General features: G+C 69.9%; 16 protein-coding genes and 2 pseudogenes. 3 read left to right on the forward strand and 15 right to left on the reverse strand.

Annotated elements, in window-relative coordinates:
- Nucleotides 1-10: 10 nt before the first annotated feature.
- The 8 genes and pseudogenes from G4G29_RS13765 to rsmI all read right to left on the reverse strand — a co-directional run.
- Entirely contained in the window at nucleotides 11-1,180 is a 1,170-nt protein-coding gene (locus G4G29_RS13765) for a family 1 glycosylhydrolase (RefSeq protein WP_183150511.1), read from the reverse strand.
- A 42-nt stretch (nucleotides 1,181-1,222) separates the two neighbouring features.
- The gene (locus G4G29_RS13770) at nucleotides 1,223-2,932 is read right to left on the reverse strand and encodes an ABC transporter ATP-binding protein (RefSeq protein WP_244632028.1); all 1,710 of its coding nucleotides are present in this window, start codon (nucleotides 2,930-2,932) and stop codon (nucleotides 1,223-1,225) included.
- On the reverse strand, nucleotides 2,929-3,843 hold the full coding sequence (locus G4G29_RS13775) for an ABC transporter permease (RefSeq protein ID WP_183150512.1): 915 nt from the start codon (nucleotides 3,841-3,843) through the stop codon (nucleotides 2,929-2,931). The genes G4G29_RS13770 and G4G29_RS13775 overlap by 4 nt, the downstream gene beginning before the upstream one ends.
- On the reverse strand, nucleotides 3,840-4,820 hold the full coding sequence (locus G4G29_RS13780) for an ABC transporter permease (RefSeq protein WP_183150513.1): 981 nt from the start codon (nucleotides 4,818-4,820) through the stop codon (nucleotides 3,840-3,842). The genes G4G29_RS13775 and G4G29_RS13780 overlap by 4 nt, the downstream gene beginning before the upstream one ends.
- Entirely contained in the window at nucleotides 4,817-6,436 is a 1,620-nt protein-coding gene (locus G4G29_RS13785; RefSeq protein WP_244632029.1) for an ABC transporter substrate-binding protein, read from the reverse strand. Before G4G29_RS13785 ends, G4G29_RS13780 begins: the two co-directional genes overlap by 4 nt.
- 179 nt (nucleotides 6,437-6,615) lie before the next feature.
- Nucleotides 6,616-6,909, reverse strand: a complete 294-nt coding sequence (locus G4G29_RS22300) for a substrate-binding domain-containing protein (protein ID WP_244632030.1) — start codon at nucleotides 6,907-6,909, stop codon at nucleotides 6,616-6,618.
- Nucleotides 6,910-7,145: 236 nt separating this feature from the next.
- Nucleotides 7,146-7,811: a LacI family DNA-binding transcriptional regulator gene (locus G4G29_RS22305; RefSeq protein WP_244632604.1), complete on the reverse strand. Its 666-nt coding sequence runs from the start codon at nucleotides 7,809-7,811 to the stop codon at nucleotides 7,146-7,148.
- A pseudogene (gene rsmI, locus G4G29_RS13795) lies at nucleotides 7,738-8,549 on the reverse strand (16S rRNA (cytidine(1402)-2'-O)-methyltransferase); the annotation flags it as partial. The pseudogene rsmI and the gene G4G29_RS22305, both read right to left, overlap by 74 nt.
- A gap of 62 nt (nucleotides 8,550-8,611) precedes the next feature.
- On the opposite strand from rsmI, the gene G4G29_RS22310 reads away from it, so the two are divergent.
- From G4G29_RS22310 to G4G29_RS13800, 3 genes are read left to right on the forward strand one after another with little or no spacing between them, the layout of a single operon-like run.
- Nucleotides 8,612-8,770 carry a hypothetical protein gene (locus G4G29_RS22310; protein WP_244632031.1) on the forward strand — a complete coding sequence of 53 codons (159 nt, stop codon included), beginning with the start codon at nucleotides 8,612-8,614 and terminating at the stop codon, nucleotides 8,768-8,770.
- Entirely contained in the window at nucleotides 8,755-9,057 is a 303-nt protein-coding gene (locus G4G29_RS22315) for a hypothetical protein (protein WP_244632032.1), read from the forward strand. Before G4G29_RS22310 ends, G4G29_RS22315 begins: the two co-directional genes overlap by 16 nt.
- Complete coding sequence (locus tag G4G29_RS13800; RefSeq protein ID WP_244632033.1) at nucleotides 8,970-10,163, forward strand: phospholipid carrier-dependent glycosyltransferase; 1,194 nt, start codon at nucleotides 8,970-8,972, stop codon at nucleotides 10,161-10,163. Before G4G29_RS22315 ends, G4G29_RS13800 begins: the two co-directional genes overlap by 88 nt.
- A gap of 18 nt (nucleotides 10,164-10,181) precedes the next feature.
- Here the strand turns inward: G4G29_RS13800 and G4G29_RS13805 are convergent, their stop codons facing one another.
- From G4G29_RS13805 to G4G29_RS13830, 7 genes and pseudogenes are all read right to left on the reverse strand, one after another.
- Nucleotides 10,182-10,664: an Lrp/AsnC family transcriptional regulator gene (locus G4G29_RS13805; protein WP_183150515.1), complete on the reverse strand. Its 483-nt coding sequence runs from the start codon at nucleotides 10,662-10,664 to the stop codon at nucleotides 10,182-10,184.
- A 3-nt stretch (nucleotides 10,665-10,667) separates the two neighbouring features.
- The gene (locus tag G4G29_RS13810) at nucleotides 10,668-11,984 is read right to left on the reverse strand and encodes an amino acid permease (protein ID WP_244632034.1); all 1,317 of its coding nucleotides are present in this window, start codon (nucleotides 11,982-11,984) and stop codon (nucleotides 10,668-10,670) included.
- A gap of 82 nt (nucleotides 11,985-12,066) precedes the next feature.
- A complete protein-coding gene (hisC, locus tag G4G29_RS13815) occupies nucleotides 12,067-13,134 on the reverse strand; it encodes a histidinol-phosphate transaminase (protein WP_183150516.1) in 1,068 nt (355 codons plus the stop codon).
- A 177-nt stretch (nucleotides 13,135-13,311) separates the two neighbouring features.
- Nucleotides 13,312-13,632, reverse strand: coding sequence for a hypothetical protein (locus G4G29_RS24110; protein ID WP_309491580.1), 321 nt, complete (start codon nucleotides 13,630-13,632; stop codon nucleotides 13,312-13,314).
- 105 nt (nucleotides 13,633-13,737) lie between these two features.
- A complete protein-coding gene (locus G4G29_RS13820; RefSeq protein ID WP_345941080.1) occupies nucleotides 13,738-15,114 on the reverse strand; it encodes a DUF255 domain-containing protein in 1,377 nt (458 codons plus the stop codon).
- Between the two features lie 49 nt (nucleotides 15,115-15,163).
- Nucleotides 15,164-15,733, reverse strand: a complete 570-nt coding sequence (gene msuE, locus G4G29_RS13825) for an FMN reductase (RefSeq protein ID WP_183150517.1) — start codon at nucleotides 15,731-15,733, stop codon at nucleotides 15,164-15,166.
- A 76-nt stretch (nucleotides 15,734-15,809) separates the two neighbouring features.
- Nucleotides 15,810-16,645, reverse strand: a pseudogene (locus G4G29_RS13830) (aldo/keto reductase).
- Nucleotides 16,646-16,682 lie beyond the last annotated feature (37 nt).

The following is a 16,682-nucleotide window of genomic DNA, read 5'->3' on the forward strand; positions in this document are numbered from 1 at the left end:
GGTTACGCCGTCACAGCCCGTTGCGCCGGGCGACCTCCCCGAGCCAGGCGAGCGAGGGCTTGGGTGTCCGCGCGAACGTCTCGTGGTCGAAGCCGATCAGACCGAAGGTCGGCGCGAAGCCGCTGGCCCATTCGTAGTTGTCGAGCGCGCTCCAGTGCTGGTATGCCCGCACGTCGATGCCGTCCGCGATCGCACGGTGCAGGCCCTCGAGCGCCCCCTGGGTGTAGGCGATGCGCCGGGTGTCGTCGGCGGTGGCGATGCCGTTCTCGGTGACGAGCACCGGCACCCCGCCGCTGCGCTCCCACGCGCTGCGCACCCCGAGTTCGAGCGCTTCGGGGAAGAACTCCCAACCGGTCAGGGTGGTCTCGACGTCGGTCGACACCGGAAGCGGCCCCTCCGGACCGATGAAGGTGCGGGTGTACGCCTGCACCCCCACGAAGTCGTCTCCGGCCGACTGCTCCAGATACCAGTGGTCGCGCGGATCGCCGTACGCCGCGAGCATCTCGTCGGCCCCCGGCTCCCCCGTGGAGTGGAAGGCCTGGGTCGCGATCGTCCACCCCGCCTGGACGCCGGGGACGGTGTGCAGGATCTCCGTTGCCCGGTGGTGGGCCGCCAGCAGCGTGTCGGCGACGCCGAGGTCGGGGTTGGGCAGGCCGTAGGCCACGAGGTTGGCGGCGTCCTCCCCTCCTGCCAGCATGGCGGCGATGTTCGGCTCGTTGATCGTGCACACGTAGCGCACGCCATCGAGGATCGGCAGCACCGTCTCGACGTAACGCGAGAACAGATCCACCGCGTCGTCGGCACGCCAGAAACCGTCTCTCTGGAACCACTGCGGCACCGTGAAGTGCATGAGGGTGACCGTCGGGTCGAGGCCGTTCTCCCGCGCCGTGTCGATCATGCGACGGTAGTGGTCGAGCATCGCCAGCGACACGAAGCCGCGCTCCGGTTCGATCCGCGCCCACTCCACCGAGAACCGATAGGAGTTCAGTCCGGCCTCGGCGAGCAGCCGCATGTCCTCCGGGTACCGGTGGAAGTGATCGGCGGCGTCTCCCGAGGGCTCGACCATGGGCGAGTCCGGTGCGTGTTCCATCGCCCACCAGTTGCTCGTGGTGTTGTTGCCCTCCACCTGGTGGGCAGCGGTCGCGGCGCCCCAGAGGAAGCCGTCGGGGAATGCGAGCACGGATGCGCTCCTCTCTCTTACTTGCAGGTCTCTCGTCGCGGTCTAGCGCGCGCGTGCGGGGTTGGGCACGGCGTCGAGCAGCTCGACCGTGTACGGATCTTCGGGGTGCTGCAGGACCTGCGAGGTCTCGCCGCGCTCGACGACGCGGCCGCGGTTGAGCACGAGGATGTTCTCGGTCACGAGGCGCGCGCTCAGCAGGTCATGCGTGATGTAGAGCATGCTGATGCCCCACCTCTCGCGCAGGTCTTCGAGCAGGGCGAGCACGCCGGCGCGGAGCGAGACGTCGAGCATCGACACCGGCTCGTCGGCGATCAGCACCTGGGGGTCGCTGGCGAGCGCGCGGGCGATCACCACGCGCTGGCGCTGCCCGCCGGAGAGCTGATGCGGCAGCTTGGCCGCGAACTGCTCGACGGGAGTGAGACCCACGGTCTCCAGGAGTTCGAGCACTCGCGCTCTGGCCTCGGCGCCGCGGAGTCGCGTGTAGTTCACGACCGGACGTGTCAGCGCGTACTCCACGGTGTGCAGGGGGTTCAGCGCCGCATAGGGGTCCTGGAACACCATCTGCACGTCCTTGCGCAGATCGCGCAGCCCCCGCCGCTTGAGGGTGGCGACATCGGTGCCACCGAAGCGGATGCTGCCCGAGGTCGGCTTCTCGACGCCCGTGAGCATCTTCGCGATGGTCGACTTGCCCGACCCCGAGGCGCCGACCAGCGCGAGCGCCTCTCCCGGCTCGAGCCGGAACGACACGTCGTCGACCGCCGTCACGGCGTCCTGACCGCGTCGCGGTGCCGGGTAGCGCTTCGACACCCCGTCCACGACGATCGCGGCATCCGCCCGACGGGCATCGCGCGGCGACACGGTCGGCACGGTCTCGGTGACGTCCGCCCTCGAGCGCCCTTCGCGACGCCGCGTGCCCAGGTCGACGAACCCGGGGATGGAGAGCGTCTTCGCCCGCGGGTCCGCATAGTGGCTCAGCAGCATGCGCGTGTACTCGTCCTGCGGGCGTTCGAGGATGTCCCGGCTCGGGGCGTCCTCCACGATGCGACCTTCGTGCATGACCATCACACGGTCGGTGGCCTCGAGCACGATGCCGAGGTCGTGGCTGATGAGGATGGCCGTGAAGCGCTCCGACCTCTGCAGCTCCTTGATCGTGTCCATGACGGCGTGCTGCACCAGCACGTCGAGCGCCGTTGTCGGCTCGTCGAACACCATGAGCTGAGGTTCGAGTGAGAGCGCGAGCGCGATCGAGGCGCGCTGTCGCATGCCGCCGGAGAGCTCGCCGGGGAAGCGCGCGAGCACCTCGGGCGCGAGCCCCACCTTGCCGACGAGTTCGCGAGCACGAGCCTCGCGTTGCTCGCGCGGCACGTGGCCGTGCGCGGCGAAGATGTCGCGGAAATGGTTGCCCACCGTCCGGACGGGGTTGAGGGCGTTCATGCCCGACTGCAGCACCATGGCGAAGCCGCCCTGGCGTTGGCGGCGCAGCTCCTCGGCGTCGAGCTCCCGGATGTCGCGCCCGTCGAACAGGATGCGTCCTCCGCTGATGCGCGCCGGAGGCTTCTGCAGCCGCGTGAGCGCGAAGCCGAGCGTGGACTTGCCCGATCCCGACTCCCCGACGAGTCCGACGAACTCCCCGCGGCGCAGACGGAACGACACGTCGTGCACCGCCTGCACCGGATCCTGTCCCGGCGACGCGTATTCGATCGACAGTCCCTGGACGTCGAGCAGGATCTCGTCGTGCTCCATGGCGCTCATCGCCCCTTCCCTTCTCGCAGGCGCGGATTGGATATGCCGTCGACGCCGAAGTTGATCAGTGTCAGGCTCAGCGCCAGCAGGGCGATGCAGAGACCGGGGGCGAACAGCAGCAGCCACTGCCCGGTGAGCAGCGAGTTGGAGTTCTGCGCCCAGTAGAGCATCGTGCCCCAGCTGACGATGCTGGAGTCGCCGAGGCCGAGGAACTCGAGGCCCGCCTCCGCGAGGATGGCGGCCGTCGCCGCACCGAACAGCGTCCCGGCGATGATCGAGGTCATGTTCGGGAGGATCTCGCGGAACACGATGCGGGTGCGGCTGTCGCCCGAGAACTGGGCCGAGGTGACGAAGTCGTTGCCGCGCAGCGACTGCGTCTGACTGCGGAGCACGCGCGCTCCCCACGCCCATCCGGTCACGACGATCACCGCGATGATCATCAGGATGCCGCCGTTCTGCAGATAGGCGGCGATCACGATCATGAGCGGCAGCCCGGGGATCACGAGGAAGAGGTTGACGATGAATCCGATGACCTCGCCCGCGAAGCCGCGCATGTACCCCCAGCTGAGACCGATGAGCACCGCCACGATCGTGGAGAGGATGCCGGCGGCGAACCCGACGAGGAGGCTGACCTGCGCGCCGTAGATGAGCTGGCTGAGCACGTCCTCCCCCGCGGCCGTCGTCCCGAGCCAGTGCGCCCAGGAGGCGTCGGCGTTGCGCTCGAAGCCGTTCTCCTTCGGGTCGTACGGCGCCAGCAGCGGTGCGAACACGGCCACGAGCACGAAGAAGCCGAGGATGCACAGGCCGAGCCTGGCCTTGCCGTTCGACCAGAGGGTGCTCACCATCCGCCCGAAGGCGCGCCACGGACTGGGCGCCGCGATGCGGTCGGCGGGGATCTTGACGTTCATGGTGGAGGTCATCGGCGTGTCCTTGGGTCCAGCACCCCATACAGGATGTCCACGAGGAAGTTGGCGATGAGCACGCTCACGGTGATCATCAGGAAGAGCGCCTGCATGAGCGGGTAGTCCTGCCCGATCACGGCGTTGAAGAGGAGGTATCCGATGCCCGGGTATCCGAACACCTGCTCGACGAGGATGGACCCGCCGACGACACCGCCGAGGGTGAGCCCGAAGCCGGTGAGGTTCGGCAGGATCGCATTGCGCGCGGCGTAGCGGAGGGCGATCGTGCGGCCGTGCAGGCCGTTCGCCTCACCGAAGGTGATGTAGTCCTCGCCGAGGGTGTTGATCATGGCGTTGCGCATGCCGATGATCCACCCGCCGAGCGAGGTGAGCAGGATCGTCAGCGCCGGCAGGAACGCGTGGCTCAGGAGGTCTCCGAGGAAGTCCCACGTGAATCCGGGCGTCGTCGTGGCGGAGTAGGCGCCGGTGGTCGGGAACCAGTGCAGCACGTAGCCGAAGAAGAACAGCAGCAGCAGTGCCGTCCAGAAGTAGGGGAACGTGCTCAGGAACGAGCCGGTCAGCGTGGGGAGCGTGTCGAGCCAGGTGCCTCGGCGCCAGGCGGCCGCGACCCCGATCAGCGTCCCGATCACGAACGCGAGGACCGTGACGATGCCGACGAGCCCGATCGTGTACGGCAGCGCGGTGGAGACCATGCTCGACACGCTCTGCGGGTAGAAGGTGTACGAGACCCCGAAGTCGAGCCGCACGACCTGGCCGAGGTAGGCGATGTACTGGTCCCACAGCGACCCCGTCGGCACGCCCAGCTGCGCCTCGATGGCGGCGCGCGTGGCATCCGACACCGGACCGTTCTGGGAGAGCTTGGCGATCGCGGCGTCGGCCGGCGACCCCGGCATCATGCGCGGGAGGAAGAAGTTCAGGGTGACCGCCGCCCACAGGGTGAGCACGAACAGGCCGAACTTCTGGAGCACGTACTTCACTTGTCGTCCTCCTTCACTCGCTCGAGCCGCGTGAAGATGCCCAGCGGCGCGGAGTCGTAGTTCTGCGGGATCATGTACGGGTCGTCCTCACTCGGCCATCCGGTGAACTTGGCGTCGTTGAACAGCCCCCAGATGCCGCCGTAGTAGAGGCCGATCACGGGGAGTTCGTCGTAGACGATGCCCTGCAGCTCCTGCACGATCTCGGCCTGGCGAGCCGTGTCGACGGTCTCGCGGTATTCGGCGAGCAGCGCGTCGGCCTCGTCCGAGCGGTAGCGCTCGAAGTTGTTGGCTGTCGCCTCCCCCGACGGCACGTAGAACTCACTGGAGAGCAGGTTGTTGTACGCCTGGTAGACGTCGCCGTTGCCCATGCCGCCGATCGCCATCTCGAAGTCGCCGTTGCTGATCGCGCTCTGGTATCCGGCCGGCTGAGGGAGCTTGAGCGTGACCTTCACCCCGACCTCGGCGAGCTGACTGCGCACGGTCTGCGCCGCGCGCGTCCAGTCGGTGAAGCCGTTGGCGGTCGTGAGAGCGAACTCGAACTGCTCGCCCTGCGCGTCCACGAGACGGTCGCCGTCGAGCGTGTATCCCGCGTCGGCGAAGGCCGCGAGCGCGGCATCCTCATCCTGCGTGATCATGCCGCCGTCGGGGATGCTCGGGTCGAGGTACTGCTCCTGATTAGGGAGGATGAGTCCGGTCTGCCCTGCCGGCTTCATGTACCCCTCGGAGGCGGTCTCGGCGATCTCCTCGCGGTCGAGCGAGAGAGCGATGCCGCGTCGCACGTTCACGTCGTCGAACGGGGCCACCTCGAGGTTCGGCATCAGCGCGATCACGCCGCCCGGCGGGAACCACCACGAGTTGTGCGGACTCGCCGCGCCCCAGGTGCCCTCGACGTCGGAGATGAACGCATACGCCCAGTCGTAGCCGCGGCTCACGGTGTCGAGCTGCGAGTTCGTGGCGGGCAGGACGATGTGCTCGATCTCGATCGAATCGGCCTGCCAGTAGTCGGGGTTCTTGTCCATCGAATACTGCTGGTCGTTGTAGTTTCCGAGCACGAAGGGTCCGGTGCCGACCGGGTTCTCGTTGCGGAAGGTGCCGGGGTCCTTGACATCGGACCAGAGGTGCTCCGGCACGATCATGGTCTGGCCGAGGATCGACAGCGAAGGGGCGTCCTCCGTCTTGAGGTGCAGGATGACGTCGTCGCCGTCGGTCTCGACGCTGTCGAGGTGCTGCCACGCGCCCTTGATGTCGAGCGAGGGGTTGTCCTTGAGCAGCTGGAACGTGAAGGCCACGTCGTCCGGGGTGAGGTCTTCGCCGTCGCTCCACTGCACGCCGTCTCGAATCGTCATCTCGATCGTGCGGGCGTCGGGCTGCGACCATTCCGACGCGAGCCACGGGTTCTGCGCACCGTCGAGCGGGTTGATCAGGATCAACGGCTCGTAGATCCACCGCGACGCGGTGCGGGTGTTGGTCAGGTACGGGTTGAAGTTCTTCGTGAAGAACGGGTTGCCGTGGTCCGCGTTGATCAGCATCGTGTCGTCGCCGATCGAGGGATCGGGTTGCGACGTGATCTGGATGCTGCAGCCGGTCAGCGCGATCGCCGCAGCCGTGAGACCCACGACCGCTGCCCGGCGCCACCGTCGGAACGTACGCCCTCTCGGCGCTCTGCCACCTGACATCTGCCACCTCATGTCGTCTCTGTCATGAACGACGGTCTACGCCGCCTCCGCGAGTGTAAGCGCATACATTTTGCGAAGGCAACCCCTTGACAGCCGAGCGACGGCATGCCTCCCGCGCCTCAGGAGGGGCGTCGGGAGCTCTCGCGGAGGAGGATCTGCAGCGGCAGCCGCGCCACCACCGGATCGGCATCGGTGTGCTCGAGCCGACGCGCGAGCACCTGCACCGCCGCCCGCCCGAGATCGATCATCGGCTGGCGGACGGTGGTGAGCGGCGGGTGCGCGAGCGCCGCAGCGTCGATGCCGTCGAAGCCTGTGACGAGCACTTCGTCCGGCACGCCGATGCCGGCATCACGGAACACGTCCAGCACGCCGAGCGCCATCTGGTCGTTCGCCGCCACCACGGCCGTCGGCACCCCGGAGTCGACGAGCTGCCGCGCCGCCGCGCGCCCGGACCCGCGTGAAGTCGCCGCGGAGGACGGCGACGTCGGCGACGGACCGGCCGGCCGCCGTCACCGCGGCCGCGAACCCTCCCAGCGCTGGAGTCCGTCGGGCGAATCCGCTGGACCAGCGAGGAACGCGAGCCGCCCCTTCCCCACCTGGCTCAGGACGTGGCGCGTGAGCTCCGCCATGGCCTCGGCATTGCTCACCGTCACGTGGTCGTAGTGATCCCCGCGCGGGGGGCCAGAGAGGACCACGACGGGGATCCGCCGCGCCAGCCGCGCCAGCACGTCATCCGGAACGCTGGTCGCGAGGACCATGAGGCCGTCGACACGACCGGCCATGTCGCGCACGGTGGAACGGTCGGGGTCGTCGCGCCCGACACCGACCATGAGCACGAACCCCTGCTTCCACGCCTCCAGCTCCGCACCGCGCAGCACCTCGTCGAGGAAGAGCATCGAGGAGCGCTCCGTCTCGGCCTGCGTCTCCTCCGCACCACGGCGAACGGCGGAGCGTCGGCCCGAGCGGCGGACAGCGCGTCGAGCGGCGGAGCGTCCTCCGCGGCGTCGAACCCGGGAAAGTACAGCCCGAGCACCCCGGTGCGGCGTTCCGCGAGACCGCGGGCGCTGCCGCTGGGCACATAGCCGAGGGCGGTCACGGCGTCGAGCACACGCTCCCGTGTGACCGGACGCACCGCATCCGGCGAGCGCAGCACGCGCGAGACCGTGGCGATCGAGACCCCGGCGCGGTCCGCCACGTCGTAGACGGTCGCCGCTCTGCTCACGGTCGCGCTCCTCCCCGGAGCGGGCGGCGAGGGCCGCCTGATACAGGTCGCGGGAAGAGAGCCCGGTGAGGGACGCGACCTCGGACGCGGCATCCTTCAGCCTGATGCCGTCGGCGACGAGCTGCTGCACCTGGGCGAGGGCGTCTTCCGGAGAGGCGTCACGGCGCGCGGCACCTTCGACGACGACCACGATCTCGCCCTTCACGCCGCCCTCGGCCCAGGCCACGAGCTCGGAGGCCGTGCCCCGCCGTACCTCCTCGTACAGCTTCGTCAGCTCACGGCACACGGCGATCCGCCGCTCGTCGCCGAAGGCCGTCCCCATGTCGGCGAGCGCGCTCGCGAGGCGGGCCGGCGACTCGAAGAAGACCATGGTGCGAGGTTCCGCCGCGAGCGCCCGGAGCGTCGAACGCCGCTCCCCGGCTTGCGCGGCAGGAACCCCTCGAACGTGAAGCGGTCGGTCGGCAGGCCCGAGATCGCGAGCGCCATCAGCACCGCGCTCGGACCGGGTATCGCGGTCACGGTGACGCCCTGCGCGACGGCCTCGGCGACCAGACCATAGCCGGGGTCGCTCACCGTCGGCATCCCGGCGTCGCTCATCACGACGATGTCGGTCTCCGCGGCGAGCGCCGCCAGCTCCGCCGCCTTCTGTTTCTCGTTGTGGTCGTGCAACGCGATCAGGCGGGGCCGGTTCTCGATGTGCAGCGCTTTCAATAGGCGCTGCGTCGTGCGGGTGTCCTCCGCGACGACGACTTCGGCGTTCTCGAGCACCTCCACCAGGCGACGCGACGCGTCGCCGAGATTTCCGATCGGAGTGGCGGCGAGGATGATCACCCGCCCAGCTTAGGCGCGGTGGATGCAGCCGACCGGGAGGGCCGGTTGTCTAGGCTGGAGCGGTGACCGCGCCCGAGCCCCTGCTGCCCGCTCCTCAGGAGCGGTCGACGCGCTACGGGCAGCTCCGCGATCGCGTGCTGCGCGATCCGGACTGGGGCCGCGCCGTCCGCTGGCTCGCCCGCTCGTCATCACCGCGCTGGCCGCGGTGCTGCGCCTGGTGAACGTGGGGCATCCGCATCAACTCGCGTTCGACGAGACCTACTACGTCAAGGACGCCTGGTCGTTGTGGACGCTCGGCTACGAGGGCACGTGGGGCGAGAACGCCAACGAGGCGTTCGTGACCCTGCAGGCGCTGCCCCTGTCCGAGCAGGGCGCCTTCATCGTCCACCCCCGCTGGGCAAGTGGCTCATCGCGCTCGGCATGGCGCTCGGCGGGCCCGACAACAGTGCAGGCTGGCGCCTGGCCACCGCGGTGCTCGGTACCGGATCGGTCCTCCTGGTGTACCTGATCGCGCGTCGCCTGAGCGGTTCCATCGTGGTCGCGACCGTGGCGGGCACGCTGCTGGCGATCGACGGCCTGAGCATCGTGATGAGCCGGATCGCTCTGCTCGACGGCATCCTGACGTTCTTCCTCCTGCTGGGCGTGCTGTTCGTGCTCATCGATCGGGAGCGGACCATCCCGGTGCTCGAGAGACGCGATCCTGACGCCCCCGATCCGTTCTGGGGACCCGTGCTCTGGCGTCGGCCGTGGCTGATCGCCGCGGGGACGGCGTTCGGCGCCGCCTCGGCCGTGAAGTGGTCCGGCCTCTACGCGCTGGCGGGTTTCGGGCTGTACGTCGTGGTCACCGATGCCCTCGCCCGACGCCGCGCGGGGGTGGTGCTGTGGCCGACCGCTGCGGCATTCCGCCAGGGGCCGGTCTCCTTCGTCCTGTTCGTCTTCCCGGCCCTCGCCGTGTATCTGATCAGCTGGACCGGCTGGCTGGTGACGTCCGGGGGCTACGACCGGCAGAGCGACCCGAACCCGCTGGTCGCGCTGTGGAAGTACCACGAGTCCATGCTCGGCTTCCACGTCGGGCTGACACGCGGCCACCCCTACGCGAGCCCCGCCTGGGAGTGGCCCCTCCTGCTCCGGCCGACCGCGGTCTGGGTCGACTCCGACCCGACGAACTGCGGCACCGACCACTGCATCGCGGTGATCTCGGCCGTACCCAACCCGCTCATCTGGTACGCCGGCGTCGCGGCGGCCGTCTACCTGCTGTACCGGCTGATCCGCGGCTGGATCGCCCGACGGCCGATCGGCCCGGAGCTGACGCTCCCGCTCGTCGGGCTGGCGGTCACGTACCTGCCCTGGCTGATGTTCCCCGAGCGCACGATCTTCCAGTTCTACACGGTCGTGATGATGCCGTTCCTCGTGCTCGGGCTGAGCATGACGCTGCGCATCATCGCCGGGCGACGCGAGGATCCGCTGTACCGTCGGCAGTCGGGCGAGCGCACCGTGACGATCTTCCTCGTCTTCGTCGTGCTGGTGTCGGCGTTCTTCCTGCCGCTGTGGACGGGGATGAGCGTGCCGTACGACTTCTGGCTGCTGCACAACTGGATGCCCGGCTGGGTGTGAGGCCGGGCCGGTCGGCCCCTACGGCACGTCGTCGGCAGCGACGTGATCGACCAGCGGAAGGACGCGTCCTGAGAGGTGCGTGCGCATCGCGATCGACGATGCGGTGCGCGCGACACCGGGGACGAGTGCCACCCGGTCGAGCACTTCCTGCAGCTGCGTGGCGTCGCGGGCGACGAGTCGCAGCTGCATGTCGCTGGCTCCGGTGACCGTGTGCATGTCGACGATCTCGGGTACGGCATCGGCGAGCGCGGTGGCCACGTCGTCGTGGCCGACCTTCTGGTCGATCTCGACCAGGCAGAACGCGACGACACCGTAGCCGAAGCCCGCAGGATCGATGCGGGGCACGATCGCCTCGATCACCCCGCCCTCGTGCAGACGCGCGAGACGGCTGGTCGCCGTGCCGCGCGCGATGCCCAGCCGCCGCGCGCACTCCAGGATCGGCAGCTGCGGCGACTCCGTGAGCAGCCGGATGAGCTGCGCGTCGAGGCGATCGATCCGCATCCGCTACTCCCTGGTCACGCCGGGGCGGGCGACACCCCTCGTCGCGCGGGCGACGACCAGGAGCACGGCCGTGAGACCGAGCGTGAGCAGCAGCTGGATCCGGGCGGCCGGGTCGATCATCGCGAGCGCGATCACGGCGGCCAGCAGCACCAGGCACAGCCACGACAGCCACGGGAAGCCCCACATCCGCATCGGCATCTGCTCCCCCGTGCGGTCGGCGCGACGGCGCAGGATGATCTGCGACACGGCGGTCGCGGTCCAGATCACCAGCAGTGTCGAGCCGACCACGTTGAGCAGCGCGGGGAGCACGACGTCGGGGAACGCCCAGTTGAGCCCCACCGTGACGAAGCCGAAGGCGACCGAGGCCAGCACGGCGACGAACGGCACGCCCTTGAGGCTCGTGCGCGTCGCGGCCAGCGGCGCCAGACCGCGCTCGCCCAGGGAGTAGGCCATGCGCGAGGCGCCGTAGATGTTGGCGTTCATGGCCGACAGCAGCGCGATGATCACGATCAGGTCCATCACGAGTCCGACACCGGGCACGTTCAGGGTGTCGAGCACGGCCGAGAACGGACCCGCCTTGACCGCCGGGTCGTTCCACGGCAGCACGGCCACGATCACGAAGATCGATCCGACGTAGAACACCAGGATGCGCACGAGCACCTCGCGCACGATACGGCGGATGTTGTGCGCGGGGTCATTCGACTCGGCGGCGGCGATCGCGACCACCTCGGTGCCCCCGAAGGCGAACACGACGATGAGAAGGGCGCCCGCGATGCCGGCGATGCCGTTGGGCGCGAAGCCACCGTCGTCGACCAGGTTCGCGATGCCGGTCGCCGGCACACCGGGGATGAGCCCGACGATCGCGCACACCCCGACCACGAGGAACGCGATGATCGCCGCGACCTTGATCGCCGCGAACCAGAACTCGAAGCGGCCGTAGTTGCGCACCCCGAACAGGTTCACGGCCGTGAGGGCCACCACGAAGATCAGCACCCACACCCAGGCGGGGATCCCCGGCGTCCAGTTCGCCACGATCGCACCGGCACCCGTCGCCTCGGCCGCGATCACCACGACCAGCTGGATCCAGTACAGCCAGCCGACCGCGCTGCCCGCGCTGCGTCCCATCGCCTTCTGGGCATAGGAGCTGAAGGCACCGGAGCTGGGCCGAGCCGCGACCATCTCGGCGAGCATCGCCATCACGAGCACGACGATGCCGCCCGCGACCAGGTACGACACCAGGACCGCGGGACCCGCGATGCTGATCGCCTGCCCCGAGCCGACGAACAGGCCGGCGCCGATGGCCCCGCCGAGACCCATCATCGAGATCTGACGACGGGTCAGGCCGGGGTGCAGGCCCTGGTGGTGGTCGTGGTGGGCGGGACCTCGGTCCGACGATCGCCGGTCATGCGTCCACCTCGACGCGCAGGGTCGCGAGTGCGGCCGCGACCCGATCGATGTCCACCGTCGAGCCCGACGAGATGCGGATGCCCTCGCCGGCGAAGGCGCGGGCGATCACACCTCCCGCCTGCAGGACGCTCTCGAGCTCGGCGGTGCGCTCGCCCGCGGGGACCCAGACGAAGTTCGCCTGCGAGCGGACGGCGGGCCACCCTGCCGCGGTGAGCACCGTGTACAGACGGTCGCGCTGGACGACCACCTCGTCGATGCGCGTCGCGAGCTCATCCTCCGCATCCAGCGAGGCCAGGGCCGCGGCCTGGGCGAGGTCGGTCACCCCGAACGGCACGGCGACCTTGCGCTGATTCTCGGCGACCTCGACGGGCGCGATCGCGTAGCCGATGCGAAGACCGGCGAGCCCGTAGGCCTTCGAGAACGTGTGCAGCACAGCCACATGCGGGTGACGTCGGAACAGCTCGATCCCGGCACCGTGGCTCTCGGTGCGGTCGAAGTGCACGTAGGCCTCGTCGACCACGACGAGGACGTCGTGCGGCACGGCGGCGACGAACCGCTCCAGCTCATCGGCACCGACCACGGTCCCGGTCGGGTTGTTCGGGTTGCATACGAAGATCAGGCGCGTGTGCGGGGTGATCGCCGCGAGCATGGCCTCGAGGTCGTGGCCGTGATCGGCGTCGAGCGGCACCGGCACCGGCGTGGCCCCGGCGATGCGGACGAGCGAGGGATACGCCTCGAAGGACCGCCATGCGAAGACCACCTCATCGCCTTCTCCGGCGACCGCGTGGATGAGCTGGGACGCGATCTCGACCGAGCCGGCGCCGACGGTGACCTCGGCGGCGTCGACGCCGTAGCGCGCGGCCAGCCGCTCACGCAGAGCAGCCGCGCTCATGTCGGGGTACCGATGGATGCCGTCCAGGCGATCCCGCACGGCCTGGGCGACCGAGGGCAGCGGGGGATGCGGAGACTCGTTCGACGAGAGCTTCGAGGCACCGACGGGGGCGGAGCGCCCCTGCCGGTATGCGGGGACGGCATCGAGTCCGGCACGGGTGGGGAGGGGCATCGTCAGAGCATCCTTGCTGCGATCGGAGTGGGGTGTCGCGCAACCCTAGAACGGATGCCGGGCACTGGGCAATCGGTGCACCTGATACTGCGCAACCCGCGCAACAGACCCGCGACTTCGCCCGAAACTGTGGGCAGACTGCCCAGACCGGACACGCACGTCCACCCCGGGCAGCCGTCACCGGGCGACGCTGACCTCCGCGGGGTCGCGCACCGGGAGGCGGCACACGAACGCGCGGCAGTCGTACGCCCGCTCCGCCGTCGCCTCCTTGCCCGCGAACAGCTCGAAGCCGGCCTCGGCGAGCGCACGCGCCTGTGCGGGGGCGACCACGGAGACGACCTCGGCATCCGCACCCCTGGCGGCGGCGGCGAGCGCGCCGTGCCGGTCGGCGGTGACCACGACGAGCTGGCGGGGCGGAACGGCGAGACCCGCAGCCACCCGCAGCAGGGTGCCGTGGGCGAAGGGCTGCTCCAGCGACCTCTCGGCGAGCGCACTCACGGCCGCGACCGCGGCCTCCCGGTATCTCTCCCCGCGCCCAGCCACCACGCGGTCAGCGCGGCACCGGCGACCGCAGCGGCATCCGATGGCAGGTCGCCGTCGGTCTCATCGGGTGAGGTCGCGATGCCCTGGGCCGACAGCAGCGGGTCGTCGCCGCCGGGACCATCGAGCACCTCGTCGAGGGTGCGCCGCGCCTCGGTCGCCCACATCGCGTCGCCGGTCGCGAGCGCGAGGGCGAACAGACCGTCGGCGAACAGCCCTCGGTCGGCCGCGGTCGCCACGGCGGATGACGCCCGGCCGTCGAGCGATGTGCGCACCAGCGCGCCGGCGGAGTTCCGGTTGACCCGCACCACGTGGTCGGCGGCAGCAGCCGCGGCATCGATCCAGCGCTGCTCCCCGAATGCCAGCCCCCGCCCGGGACAGGGCGCCGATCGCCAGCCCGTTCCAGCCGGTGATCACCTTGCCATCGACGGCGGGCGACTCCAGGTCCGCGCGGTCGGCGAGGGTGCGGAGGTAGTACCCGCCCTCGTTGCGCACACCGTCGATCATCGACTCCGAGTCCTGTGCCGCGCCGAACCCTCCGCCGTCGCGACGGAGCACGTCGATCAGGAAGGCGGCGATCCCGCGCACGGTTCGCTCGTCCTGCGCGTCGCGTGCGACATCCAGCAGCTGCGCGTTGTCGGTCAGCATCCGCTCGTAGTGCGGCACCGTCCAGTCGCGCTGCGTCGCATACCGGAAGAAGCCCCCGTCGGCGTCGCGCAGGGCGGACCCCGCCATCGCGGCGAGCGCGCGCTCGACCGACGCCGCCGCATCCGGAGCGCCCTCTCGCACGACCGGATGCTGCAGGAACCGCAGCGTGGTCGCGACGGGGAACTTCGGTGCGCCGCCGTACCCTCCGAACTGCCGGTCCTCGCGCTGCGCGATCGCCTCCGCCGCTGTCGCGATCGCGACGACGTCCGGCAGGTCGGACGGCGCCGACTCCGCAGCCCTCGCGAGCGCATCCGTCACCGCATCCGCCGACTCCTCGGCTTGGGCGCGTCGCACCGTCCACGCCTCGCGCACCGCGGCGAGCACCTCGCGGAACGCGGGCATCGGAGCACGCGCCTCTGGGGGCCAGTACGTGCCGGCGTAGAACGTGCGCCCTCGCGGAGTGGCGAAGACCGTGAGCGGCCAGCCGAGGTTCTGCGTGAAGGCGGAGGCGGCGGCCATGTAGGCGCCGTCGACCTGCGGATGCTCCTCCCGGTCGACCTTCACCGCCACGAAACCGTCGTTGATCAGCGCCGCCGTCGCGGGGTCGGCGAACGACTCGCGTGCCATCACATGGCACCAGTGGCACGTCGAGTAGCCGATCGAGATCAGCAGCGGCACGTCGCGCCGCTGCGCTTCGGCGAACGCCTCCTCGCCCCAGGGGAACCAGTCGACGGGGTTGTCGGCGTGCGCCCGCAGGTACGGGCTGAGCGTGTCGGCGAGCCGGTTGGTCATACCCTCACGCTACGCCGCGCGGGAACGCCACGCCGCGGGAGGACGCGAGTCAGCCGACCAGCAGGTCGATCGGGCGCGATGCCGCGTAGCCGACGAGCGGCAGAGCGCGGTCCGCGGCCAGCGCGATGCGGGCGCGCAGCACGTCGGAGGCGATCTCGTAGCCGTCGAAGTCGGTGTCGCTCGCGTACACCCCGAGCGGAAGGGTGAGCGCCTGGAAGAACGCGAACAGCGGACGCAGCTGATGCTCGATGATCAGCGCGTGCTTCTCGCCGCCGCCGGTCGCCGCGAGCAGCACCGGCTTGCCGACCAGCTCGTACTGTCCGACGAAATCGAAGAGGTGCTTGAACAGGCCCGTGAACGACGCCCGGTAGACCGGGCTGCCGACGATCAGGAGGTCGGCGGACTCGATCGCCTGCAGCTGGGCCTCCACCTCCGGCGCGAGCTGGTCGCGTCGAAGCGCGCCGGCCAGTCCGGGGCCGATCTCCGTGAGCTCGATGAGCTGCGACTCGACCGCGGCGCGTTCGCCGATCGCGGCCGTGATCGCCCGGACGAGGGCCGTCGTCTTGCTCGGCTCGTGCAGGGAACCCGACACGGCCACGACGCGGAACGGAGCTGTCATGCCTCGACGGTACTCACGACGACGCCCCGTGTCGCGCGATGCGACACGGGGCGTCATGTGCGGGGAGAACCGGGTCTCAGTTCACATCGTCAGGATGCGAACCGACACGTCCGGAGCCGTCCAGCGGGTCGAGCGCGTCGATCGCCGCGATCTCGGCGTCCGTGAGCTCGAAGCCGAACACGTCGAGGTTCTCGCGCAGCCGCTCGGCGCGCACCGACTTCGGGAACACGATGATGCCCTTCTGGAGGTGCCAGCGCAGTACGGCCTGCGCGGGGTGACTCCGTGCGCCGCGGCGGCCTCGGCCACCGCGGGAGTGCCGAACAGGTCGTACTTGCCCTGCCCGAGCGGACCCCACGCCTCGATCCGGATGCCGTGCTCGTCGGCCCACGCGACCACGTCGCGCTGCTGGTAGGCGGGGTGCAGTTCGATCTGGTTCACCGCCGGCACGACACCGGTCTCCTTCACGGTGCGCTCGAGGTGCGGCACCAGGAAGTTCGACACGCCGATGCTGCGGGTGAGCCCGGCCTCGCGCAGCTCGACGAGCTTCGCGAACGCGTGCACGTAGTCGTCTTTGGCGGGGGTGGGCCAGTGCACCAGGTAGAGGTCGACCTTCTCCAGCCCGAGCTTCTCCAGGCTCTCGCCGATCGCTGCGCGCGGCTCCTCGCCGTGGTGGCGGTCGTTCCAGAGCTTGGTCGTGATGAACAGGTCGTCGCGCGCGATGCCGGAGGCGGCGATGGCCGCACCGACGCCCTCTTCGTTGCCGTAGATCGCGGCCGTGTCGATGTGGCGGTAGCCGATCTCGAGCGCCTCGCTCACCGCGCGCTCGGTCTCTGCCGGCGGCACCTTGAAGACGCCGTAGCCGAGCTGCGGGATGGAGTTGCCGTCGTTCAGTTCGAGTGCAGGAATGCTCATTCCTCCAGCCTATGACCGGTGTCGGACGCCGAGGCCG

Origin of the sequence: Microbacterium sp. Se63.02b (assembly GCF_014171575.1) — a bacterium.
GTDB lineage: Bacteria > Actinomycetota > Actinomycetes > Actinomycetales > Microbacteriaceae > Microbacterium.

Excerpts from the sequence above, each read along its gene's own strand:
- G4G29_RS13770 (WP_244632028.1), bottom strand. The coding sequence starts at position 2,932 with ATGAGCGCCATGGAGCACGACGAGATCCTGCTCGACGTCCAGGGACTG.
- G4G29_RS13775 (WP_183150512.1), bottom strand. The coding sequence starts at position 3,843 with ATGACCTCCACCATGAACGTCAAGATCCCCGCCGACCGCATCGCGGCG.
- G4G29_RS22305 (WP_244632604.1), bottom strand. The coding sequence starts at position 7,811 with ATGCCGCGTCCGAGGTCGCGTCCCTCACCGGGCTCTCTTCCCGCGACC.
- G4G29_RS13800 (WP_244632033.1), top strand. The coding sequence starts at position 8,970 with ATGGCGCTCGGCGGGCCCGACAACAGTGCAGGCTGGCGCCTGGCCACC.
- G4G29_RS13805 (WP_183150515.1), bottom strand. The coding sequence starts at position 10,664 with ATGCGGATCGATCGCCTCGACGCGCAGCTCATCCGGCTGCTCACGGAG.
- G4G29_RS13810 (WP_244632034.1), bottom strand. The coding sequence starts at position 11,984 with ATGATGGGTCTCGGCGGGGCCATCGGCGCCGGCCTGTTCGTCGGCTCG.
- hisC (WP_183150516.1), bottom strand. The coding sequence starts at position 13,134 with ATGCCCCTCCCCACCCGTGCCGGACTCGATGCCGTCCCCGCATACCGG.
- G4G29_RS13820 (WP_345941080.1), bottom strand. The coding sequence starts at position 15,114 with ATGACCAACCGGCTCGCCGACACGCTCAGCCCGTACCTGCGGGCGCAC.
- msuE (WP_183150517.1), bottom strand. The coding sequence starts at position 15,733 with ATGACAGCTCCGTTCCGCGTCGTGGCCGTGTCGGGTTCCCTGCACGAG.